This is a genomic window from Agromyces binzhouensis (assembly GCF_004135055.1).
Lineage (GTDB): Bacteria > Actinomycetota > Actinomycetes > Actinomycetales > Microbacteriaceae > Agromyces > Agromyces binzhouensis.
The window spans coordinates 1-9,069 of the sequence record NZ_SDPL01000095.1; the positions used below are offsets into that span (position 1 = coordinate 1).

The 9,069-nt window shown below is 69.6% G+C and carries 9 protein-coding genes; 5 read left to right on the forward strand and 4 right to left on the reverse strand.

The features are described from left to right. The coding region (locus tag ESO86_RS18645) for a hypothetical protein (protein ID WP_165307442.1) at positions 1–570 on the forward strand (570 nt) is incomplete at its 5' end. A 180-nt stretch (positions 571–750) separates the two neighbouring features. On the opposite strand, the gene ESO86_RS06845 is transcribed toward ESO86_RS18645, so the two are convergent. Both ESO86_RS06845 and ESO86_RS06850 read right to left on the reverse strand, forming a co-directional pair. Then, positions 751–1,947 (reverse strand): nucleotidyltransferase family protein, encoded by a 1,197-nt coding sequence (locus tag ESO86_RS06845; protein ID WP_165307445.1) that lies wholly within the window; start codon positions 1,945–1,947, stop codon positions 751–753. A 296-nt stretch (positions 1,948–2,243) separates the two neighbouring features. Continuing rightward, positions 2,244–2,648 (reverse strand): DUF1622 domain-containing protein, encoded by a 405-nt coding sequence (locus ESO86_RS06850; RefSeq protein ID WP_129234227.1) that lies wholly within the window; start codon positions 2,646–2,648, stop codon positions 2,244–2,246. Positions 2,649–2,849: 201 nt separating this feature from the next. On the opposite strand from ESO86_RS06850, the gene ESO86_RS06855 reads away from it, so the two are divergent. Further along, positions 2,850–3,365, forward strand: a complete 516-nt coding sequence (locus tag ESO86_RS06855) for a CHRD domain-containing protein (protein WP_207207043.1) — start codon at positions 2,850–2,852, stop codon at positions 3,363–3,365. Positions 3,366–3,512: 147 nt separating this feature from the next. On the opposite strand, the gene ESO86_RS06860 is transcribed toward ESO86_RS06855, so the two are convergent. Further along, positions 3,513–5,381 carry a phosphoenolpyruvate carboxykinase (GTP) gene (locus ESO86_RS06860; protein ID WP_129234229.1) on the reverse strand — a complete coding sequence of 623 codons (1,869 nt, stop codon included), beginning with the start codon at positions 5,379–5,381 and terminating at the stop codon, positions 3,513–3,515. A 128-nt stretch (positions 5,382–5,509) separates the two neighbouring features. Here ESO86_RS06860 and ESO86_RS06865 point away from each other — a divergent pair, with 128 nt between their 5' ends. The 3 genes from ESO86_RS06865 to ESO86_RS06875 all read left to right on the forward strand — a co-directional run bounded on the left by ESO86_RS06865 (position 5,510) and on the right by ESO86_RS06875 (position 8,369). Continuing rightward, complete coding sequence (locus ESO86_RS06865; protein WP_129234230.1) at positions 5,510–6,952, forward strand: helix-turn-helix domain-containing protein; 1,443 nt, start codon at positions 5,510–5,512, stop codon at positions 6,950–6,952. A 92-nt stretch (positions 6,953–7,044) separates the two neighbouring features. After that, positions 7,045–7,386 (forward strand): PadR family transcriptional regulator, encoded by a 342-nt coding sequence (locus ESO86_RS06870; protein ID WP_129234231.1) that lies wholly within the window; start codon positions 7,045–7,047, stop codon positions 7,384–7,386. Beyond that, positions 7,383–8,369 (forward strand): hypothetical protein, encoded by a 987-nt coding sequence (locus tag ESO86_RS06875; RefSeq protein WP_129234232.1) that lies wholly within the window; start codon positions 7,383–7,385, stop codon positions 8,367–8,369. The genes ESO86_RS06870 and ESO86_RS06875 overlap by 4 nt, the downstream gene beginning before the upstream one ends. A 37-nt stretch (positions 8,370–8,406) precedes the next feature. Here the strand turns inward: ESO86_RS06875 and ESO86_RS06880 are convergent. Further along, positions 8,407–9,069 (reverse strand): SDR family NAD(P)-dependent oxidoreductase (locus tag ESO86_RS06880; protein ID WP_129234233.1); only part of this gene is annotated, 663 nt, incomplete at its 5' end.

Consider the following 9,069-nt stretch of genomic DNA (forward strand, 5'->3'; position numbering starts at 1 on the left):
ACCTCGCTCCGGGCCGCGCCGACGCGGACCGACGGCGCGGTGCGCATCACCGCGAGCCTCTACGACCCGCCGAGCCGCGGCGGGGATCCGCTCGCGTGGACCCGCAACTGGGTCACCGCGGTCGTGCTGCCGACCGCGCCGGCGGACGGCCGCGTGTTCTACCGCTTCCGCGTCGGCAGCCGCCTCGTGCTCGACGGTCGCGCCGAGACCGCGCTCGTCTCGACGAGCGTGCACGTCGGAGTCGTCGCCGATGCGGCCTCCGGCAGCCCGTTCGACGTGCCGGGCTTCGCGACCCCGACGCTGCGTCCGCTCGTCGGCGTCACGGCGCGCGAGGACGTCGACGCACACGCCGAGCAGGACATCGAGGGCTCGATCGCCGTGCGGGCGGGCGAGTCGCCCGTCATCGGCATCGTCGTCGGCGCGGACATCGTGTTCCGCGACGGCTGGATGCGCGTGCACGAGGGATCCGGGCTCTGGGTCGGCGCCGCCGACCGCGGCGCGACCGGCTCCGTCGAGGTGCGCTTTGCGCCCGACGCGCTGCTCGACCTCTTCGGCGACGCCGGAATCTGACACCCGCGAGCGTCCCGTGCGGCGTAGCCTCGCCGCATGGGACGCTTCGCCGTCGTGCTGCCGGTCGACCCGCTCGCCGCGGGCGGCAGCGTCCCCGTGTCGTCGTGGCCGCTGCACGTCAGCGTGGTCAAGCTGTGACCCGCGTTGTCACGAGAGACGCCACATCTCGGGCGGCAAGACTCAGCCAGAAACACTCTCAGAGCCGCCGGTCGATGTATGCGGCGGCTCCGGTTCCACGACCTCGAGCAATGACCACCGGCCAGCCCCCTCAACTTGAGGCCGACGTCTCTCGTAGGCGGCGCGGTTCGCCCTCGCATTCGGACGCAAGCGCATACGCCTCAGATCGTCCATTCCGATCGGTGCAAGGAAGCGGAAACCACGAGAATTCAACTGCACGGCCACGGCACTCGCAGTCTCCGGAAATCTGGAAACTGCGTCGGCGAGCGAGTCGTACGGCTTGTCGCCGTTGATCGAGTGCATGCGCGCTTGATTCTTCACGGACCAACGAATTCGCGGTTCACGCTCGTCGAGCCTCTTCTGAAGCGCGCGCTCAGCATCCTTCGTGGTGTCGCGCCTGTCGAAGTAGATAACGTCCACGTCGTCTCTTGGCGACTCGATCGGACGGCCCTCGATCGCGTCCCACACGCCTTCTCGCAGGAATCCCCCCGTAATCCATGCTCGAGATCCGAGCTCTTCATGGACGGCCCTCAGGGCCGCTATTCGCAGTGGGTCACGGCGTAGAAGTGAGGCAACGCGCCGCGCATCAACCTTCGAAGCACGGCTCTGCATGCGACTTGGGCGAACTACGACCTTGCGCAGCATGCTCGGATTCACTTCCCCTCGAGAAGTCGGTGCCGCTATTGATCGAAGCCGCTTCTGGACGGCGTCGTTCTTCGCCTTCTCGTACTCCTTGTCTGTCGATGGTGGGAGAGTCGCCAGAACGCCCTTGTATCGAGTCCGTATTTGATCTAGGTCGCTCCCATTGATCGTGCGTTCACGGGCGTCATGCATCTCGACTAGATCGGTGCAATCTCGCATGAACTCGGTCAACACCTCGAGCGATCTATAGTGCCGGTTGGCACGCTCGCCGAACCGAAATACGAGACCCACCAAGGTCGCGATAAGCACTACGAGCACGGCAATGTTGAAGACTGTTTCAACGGCGGGGACCAAATCGAGGGCGTCAGTCGGGGCCGGTGCCAAGAGTTCAGCAATGCGGTCGACTCCCGCAAAACCGATGACGCTGACGAGCGTAGCGACGAGCACCGTGATGACCAGGTACCACACCTCCAGCCGTTGAGCTCGGCTAGCTTTGTTGCTCTGGATCTGGCGTAACACCCTCGCTCGCCGCACGTACGCGTCCACGGCGTCGCGCATCCGCGTCCTACGGCGCCGAATAGTCATCTCCGAGACCATATCCCAGGAATCCCAGATCTCTACATAGGGGTCATGAGCCTCTGGAGTGAGCTCACATACGCACGATCGGAGAGTGGGCGGGTATCGTTCGGCCAAACACCATCGATCGCGATCCACACCCACTCCATGCCCGCACGCAACTCCCGACGCCCCGCCCCGCCACCAGCCTCGAGCACAGGCGACCGACGCGGCCGCCGCGCTTCGCGACGTGGGTAGGCCGACGTACGTCCTTGCGGACGCAATCGTGCTCTGTGGACCTACTCGCGCTCGGCGCCCGCGGGCCGGTCGGATGTGGTGCCCAGCGCGCCCTCGTCCGCAGCCGCGGCACGGGACTTCTGCCACGGCCAGTGGCCGGAGATCTCGACCTCGAGCGACCAGCTGAGGAACGTGCGGATGACGACGATGAGCGCGAGCACCGTCACCGACTCGATCGTCGGCGTGACCGCGACCGTGCGGATGATGTCGGCCGCGACGAGGAGCTCGAGCCCGATGAGGATGCCGCGGCCGAGCACGCGACGGAACCGCGTGTAGACGGGGCCGAGGTTCCGGATGCGACGGATCGCGGCATCCGCCATCGCGTAGAGCACGCCGACGACGATCGCGACCACGCCGAGGAGGTCGATGACCTCGCCCGCCCTCGTGATGACCGGTCCGAATTCCATGTGCCTCCCCTGCCGCACACGGTAGACCCGAAGGCGGAGGAGCGGAGGGATGCGTCGCGCGTGGCGCGCACGCGGGTGCGACCGGGCGGAGGGGGCACGGGTGGTGCCGACCTGGACTGGGGGTTCCGGCGCTCGCTCGGCGCGAGGAGAATGCCCTCGTCGGCCGACACCGGAGTCGGCGACGTTCGAGACAGGAGTCCGATGATGCGAACCTCCCGGATCCTCGCCGCGGCCGCCCTGGCCGTCGCGGCCGCACTGAGCCCGGGCATCGCCCAGGCGTCCCCGTCGACCTGGACCGCCCCGCTCTCCGCGGCACAGGAGGTCCCGGCCAACGACTCGCTCGCGCGAGGCCAAGCGGTCTTCATGCTGTCGGCCGACGGCACCGAACTCGACTACCGCCTCATCGTGGCGAACCTGGACAACCCGGTCGCGTCCCACATCCACCTCGCGCCCGCCGGCCAGAACGGCCAGGTCGTCGCCTTCCTGTTCGGGCCGGCGGCACCGGGTGGAGGACGCACGAGCGGCGTGATCGCCACGGGAACGATCACGGCGGCGGACCTCATCGGTCCGCTGGCGGGCGCGTCGCTCGCCGACCTCGTCGATGCGATCGAGTCGGGCGGCGCATACGTCAACGTCCACACGAACGACGGCGTCGCACCGGTCACGGGCGAACCGGGTGACATCCCGAGCGGCGAGATCCGCGGCCAGATCGGCTGACGCGCCGCAGAAGGCGGCGACGGATGCCGCGGGCGTGACGCGCCTTCCCATGCACGTCGCGCCCGCGGCATCCGTCGCCCGCGCGCTCCGGCGCGCGTCACCGCCGGCCGTCGCCCACCCCTGAGCGACGGCCGGCGGTGAGGTCCGCTACGAGACCTGCTGCTGCAGGTGGTAGCGGAGGCTGGACAGCTCGGCCTTGAGGGCCGCGGGCACCCGGTCGCCGAACTGGCCGAAGTACTCCTCGGTGAGGTCGCACTCCGCGAGCCAGGTCTTCGGGTCGACCTCGAAGAGCTGCTCGAGCGCGTCGTCGCTGATCTCGATTCCGTCGAGGTCGAGGGAGCCCTCGGCCGGCAGGTTGCCGATCGGGGTCTCGTCGGCGTCGGCGGTGCCCTCGATGCGGCCGACGACCCACTCGATCACGCGCGAGTTCTCACCGAAGCCCGGCCAGAGGAACTTGCCGTCGTGGCCCTTGCGGAACCAGTTGACCTGGAAGATCTTCGGCGCGTTCGTACCGAGGATGCGGCCCATCTTGACCCAGTGGCCCCAGTAGTCGGCCATGTTGTAGCCGCAGAACGGGAGCATCGCGAACGGGTCGCGACGGAGTTCGCCGACGGTGCCCTCGGCGGCCGCGGTCTGCTCCGACGAGATCGTGGCGCCCATGAACACGCCGTGCTTCCACGAGCGCGCCTCCGCGACGAGCGGCACGTTCGTCGCACGGCGACCGCCGAACAGGATCGCGTCGATCGGCACGCCGTCGTGGGCGTCCCAGTCGTCCGAGATCTGCGGGCACTGGGCCGCTGCGACCGTGAAGCGCGAGTTCGGGTGCGCGGCGGGGCGACCGGACGCGGGCGTCCAGGCGTTGCCCTGCCAGTCGGTGAGCTCCGCCGGCACCGTGTCGGTGAGGCCCTCCCACCAGACGTCGCCGTCGGGACGGAGCGCCACGTTCGTGAAGATCGTGTTGCCCCAGAGGGTCTGCACGGCGGTCGGGTTGGTGGTCTCGCCGGTGCCGGGTGCGACGCCGAAGAAGCCGGCCTCGGGGTTGATCGCGTAGAGGCGGCCGTCCTCGCCGGGGCGCATCCAGGCGATGTCGTCGCCGATCGTCTCGACCTTCCAGCCGGGGATCGTCGGGCGGAGCATCGCGAGGTTCGTCTTGCCGCAGGCAGACGGGAACGCGGCCGCGATGTGGTACGCCTTGCCCTCGGGCGAGGTCACCTTGATGAGGAGCATGTGCTCGGCGAGCCATCCCTCGTCGCGGGCCATGACGCTCGCGATGCGGAGGGCGAACGCCTTCTTCGCGAGGAGCGCGTTGCCGCCGTAGCCGGAGCCGTACGACCAGATCTCGCGGGAGTCGGGGAACTGCACGATGTACTTCGTGTCGTTGCACGGCCACTCGACGTCGTCGCGCCGGTGGCCGACGCCGTCGACGAGCGGGTAGCCGAGCGAGTGGATGGTGTGCACCCACGGCTCGCCAGTCTCGATGAGGCGGTAGACCTGCTCGCCCATGCGGGTCATGATGCCCATCGAGAGCACGACGTACGGCGAGTCCGTGATCTCCACGCCGAGCTGGCTGATCTCGCCGCCCAGCGGGCCCATGGAGAAGGGCACGACGTACATCGTGCGGCCCTTCATCGAGCCCGTGAACACGCCGATGAGCTCCTCGCGCATCGCGTGCGGGTCGCGCCAGTTGTTCGTGGGGCCCGCGTCCTCCTCGTAGGTGGAGCAGATGAACGTGCGGTCCTCGACGCGCGCGACGTCCGACGGGTCGGTGCGGGCGAGGTAGCTGTTGGGTCGCCACTCGGGGTTGAGCTTGATCAGCTTGCCCTCGGCGATGAGCTGGCGCGTGAGCTGGTCGGCCTCCTGCTTGGAGCCGTCGCACCAGACGATGTCGTCGGGCTGGGTGATCGCGGCGATCTCGGCGACCCAGGCGCGCAGCGCCGGGTCGGTTGTGCCGCGCGGGCGGTCCTCCGCGTCCGAGGCGGGTCCGGAGGCGCTGACCGAGAAGTCGGAGATGGTCATCGTCGTCCTTTCGAGGAGTTCGGAGAGCCGCCGTGATCGGTGGCGTGTTTCCAGTCTGAGCGAGGATGCGCCATCCATTCGGCCGATTCGGGTGTTAAGAATCTGCGATCTTTCGATAATCTGAAGTCATGAAGCTCGGCAGCCCAGACCTGGCCACGCTCGGCCACCGCATCCGGCACTACCGCACCGACCTCGGGCTCACGCTCGACCAGCTCGGCGACCGGGTGGGGCTCGCGGGCAGCCAGCTCTCGCTCATCGAGAACGGCAAGCGCGAGCCGAAGCTCTCCACGCTCGACGCCCTCGCGTCGGCCCTCGAGGTCGACCTGGCCGACCTGCTCTCGCGCGAGGCGCCGAGCCGGCGCGCCGAGCTCGAGCTCGAGCTCGGCCGGGCGCAGGCGAGTCCGCTCTACGCCGCACTCGGCCTGCCGCACGTGAAGCCGAGCCGCGGGATGACGGACGAGTCGCTCGAGGCGATCGTCGGACTGCACCACGAGCTGCAGCGCCGCGCGAGCGAGGCGATCGCGACGCCCGAGGAGGCACGGCGAGCGAACACCGAGCTCCGCGAGCGCATGCGTTCGCGGAGCAACTACCTGCCGGAGATCGAGGAGCTCGCCGAGGAGCAGGTGCGCGCGTCGGGCCACCGCCAGGGCGCGCTCACGCACCGCGAGGTGAGCGTCATGGCCGAGCGACTCGGCTTCCAGCTCATCTACGTCAACGACCTTCCCGGTTCGACCCGCTCGATCACCGACCTCGCGAACGGGCGGATCTACCTCCCGCCGGCCTCGATCCCCGGTGGCCACGGGCTGCGCTCGATGGCGCTCCAGGCGATGGCCCACCGCCTCCTCGGCCACGAGCCGCCGGCGAGCTACGTCGAGTTCCTCTGGCAGCGGCTCGAGATCAACTACTTCGCGGCGGCGTGCCTGATGCCGCAGGAGGCATCCGTCGCCTTCCTGCAGGAGGCGAAGAAGGACAAGCGCCTCGCGATCGAGGACTTCCGCGACGCGTTCGGCGTCACGCACGAGGCCGCGGCCCTCCGGTTCACGAACCTCGCCACAAGCCAGCTCGACATGACCGTGCACTTCCTGCGGGTGAACGGCGACGGCGCCCTGCTCAAGGGGTACGAGAACGACGGCCTGCCGCTGCCGACGGATGTCACGGGCTCGATCGAGGGCCAGTGGGTGTGCAAGAAGTGGAGCGCCCGCACCGCCTTCGAGCACACGAATCGGACGACCGAGAACTACCAGTACACCGACACCCCGGTCGGCACGTTCTGGTGCGCCACGCAGACCGGGCGAACGGATGCCACCGAGTTCTCGATCACCGTCGGCGTGCCGTTCAACCAGGCGAAGTGGTTCCGCGGGCGCGAGACCACCCTGCGTTCGGAATCGCGCTGCCCCGACGAGTCGTGCTGCCGGCGCGCACCCGACGGGCTCGCCGAGCGGTGGGCGGGCCGGGCGTGGCCGAGTGCTCGGCTGCACGCGCACGTGCTCTCGCCGCTGCCCTCCGGAACGTTCCCGGGCGTCGACGACGCCGAGGTGTACGCGTTCCTCGAGGCGCACGCCGGCGAGTAGCACCCTCGCGCCGCGCACGCCGCAGCGCCCGCCGCGCCGAGCCCGACGAAGGACCGTTGCAATAGTGTATCAAGCACAGTACAGTGCTGGACATGAGCATGGATGCGACGACCGCGAGCCACCTGCAGGAGCTGCGGCGCGGCACCGTCGTGCTCGCCTGCCTCGTCCGGCTGCGCGAGCCCGACTACGGGTACGCGCTGCTCGAGTCGCTCAACGGCATCGGCGTCACCGTCGATGCGAACACCCTGTACCCGCTGCTCCGACGACTCGAGAAGCAGGGCCTCCTCACGAGCGAATGGAACACCGACGAGGCGAGGCCCCGGAAGTTCTACCGCACCAGCCCGGCGGGCGAGCAGCTCGCCGGGGTCCTCACCGCCGACTGGAAGAACATCGACCGGGCGCTCGCCCGTCTCACCTCGGGAGAAGGATCATGACCACCCCCGCTGCAACCCTCACCGACCGCTACGTCTGGGCCGCCGCCCACAACCTGCCCGAGCCCCAGCGCGAGGAGTTCGGTCGCGAGCTGCGCGAGCGCATCGGCGACGAGGTCGACGCGCGTCGCCAGTCCGGCGCCCCGACCGACGACGCCGAGTTCGCCGTCCTCGTCGAGCTCGGAGACCCCGCGGCACTCGCGGCGAAGTACCTCGATCGCCCGCTGCACCTCATCGGCCCGCGGTACTACCTCACCTGGAAGCGGCTGGTGACGACGCTCCTCGCGATCGTCCTCCCGATCGCCGTCGGCGCGGTCCTGCTCGCCCAGGCGCTCGCGGGGGCACCGGTCGGCGAGGTCTTCGCGAGCGCGTTCAGCGTCGGATTCTCCCTCGCCGTGCAGCTGGCCTTCTGGCCGACGCTGGTGTTCGCGATCGTCGAGCGCAGCCCCGGCTCGGGCCCGGTCGACCGCTGGACGCCCGAGCGCCTGCCCACGATCCCCGACGACGGCAAGGGCGGCCGCCTCGGCGACCTCATCGCCTCCCTCGTCTTCCTCGGCCTGTTCGCCGGGGTCATCATCTGGCAGGGATACGGTGCGCCGGTCGCGAACCGGCTGGGCGAATCGGTCCCGGTGCTCTCGCCCGACCTGTGGTCCTTCTGGATCCCGTGGTTCCTCGTCGTGATCGGCCTCGAGATGGTGTTCGCGGCGGCGATCTACGTCTGGGGGTGGAACTGGTGGCTCGCGATCGTGAACCTCCTGCTCAACGTCGCCTTCGCCGTGCCGGCGCTGTGGCTCTTCACGAGCGGCCAGCTGGTGAACCCGGAGTTCCTCGACGTGGTCGGGTGGCCGTGGGGCGAGGCCGGAGGCATCGTGGCCACGATCATCGTCTTCGCATTCATCGCGGTGAGCGTGTGGGACGTCATCGACGGCGTGATCAAGACGGTTCGCCGGCGCGGCGGGTCCGCGCTCTCGCTCGGGCGGATCTGACCTCGCGTCGCGAGCACGCGACGCGATCGGGAGCTCCCTACTTGGGCTGCATCCGGATCCCGCCGTCGAGGCGGATCGTCTCGCCGTTCAGCATCGGGTTCGCGACGATCGAGCGCACGAGCGCGGCGTACTCGGCCGGGTGCCCGAGGCGGGACGGATGCGGCACCTGCGCCTCGAGCGAGGCGCGCACGTCGTCGGGCATGCCGGCCATCATCGGCGTCTCGAAGATCCCGGGCGCGATCGTGACGACCCGGATCAGCAGCTTCGACAGGTCGCGCGCGATCGGCAGGGTCATGCCCGCGACGCCGGCCTTCGACGCCGAGTAGGCCGCCTGCCCGATCTGGCCGTCGAAGGCGGCGACCGACGCCGTGTTGACGATGACCCCGCGCTCGAGGGTGGCGGGTCCACCGGCGACGCCGGCCGAGACGGGCTCCGACTCCGCCATCGCCGCCGCCGCGAGCCGGATCACGTTGAACGTGCCGATCAGGTTCACGCGGATGGTGCGTTCGAACGCCTCGAGCGGTGCCGGGCCCTCACGGCCGACCGTGCGGTTCGCGGTGACGATGCCGGCGCAGTTCACCGCGACCCGAAGGGGGCCGAGGGCGGATGCCGCGGCGACCGCGCGGGCCACCTGCGTCTCGTCGGCGACATCCGCGGGCACGAACCGCGCCCGCTCGCCGAGCTCGGCCGCGGCCTGCTC

Excerpts from the sequence above, each read along its gene's own strand:
- ESO86_RS06845 (WP_165307445.1), bottom strand. The coding sequence starts at position 1,947 with ATGCGCGACGCCGTGGACGCGTACGTGCGGCGAGCGAGGGTGTTACGC.
- ESO86_RS06850 (WP_129234227.1), bottom strand. The coding sequence starts at position 2,648 with ATGGAATTCGGACCGGTCATCACGAGGGCGGGCGAGGTCATCGACCTC.
- ESO86_RS06855 (WP_207207043.1), top strand. The coding sequence starts at position 2,850 with ATGATGCGAACCTCCCGGATCCTCGCCGCGGCCGCCCTGGCCGTCGCG.
- ESO86_RS06860 (WP_129234229.1), bottom strand. The coding sequence starts at position 5,381 with ATGACCATCTCCGACTTCTCGGTCAGCGCCTCCGGACCCGCCTCGGAC.
- ESO86_RS06865 (WP_129234230.1), top strand. The coding sequence starts at position 5,510 with ATGAAGCTCGGCAGCCCAGACCTGGCCACGCTCGGCCACCGCATCCGG.
- ESO86_RS06870 (WP_129234231.1), top strand. The coding sequence starts at position 7,045 with ATGAGCATGGATGCGACGACCGCGAGCCACCTGCAGGAGCTGCGGCGC.
- ESO86_RS06875 (WP_129234232.1), top strand. The coding sequence starts at position 7,383 with ATGACCACCCCCGCTGCAACCCTCACCGACCGCTACGTCTGGGCCGCC.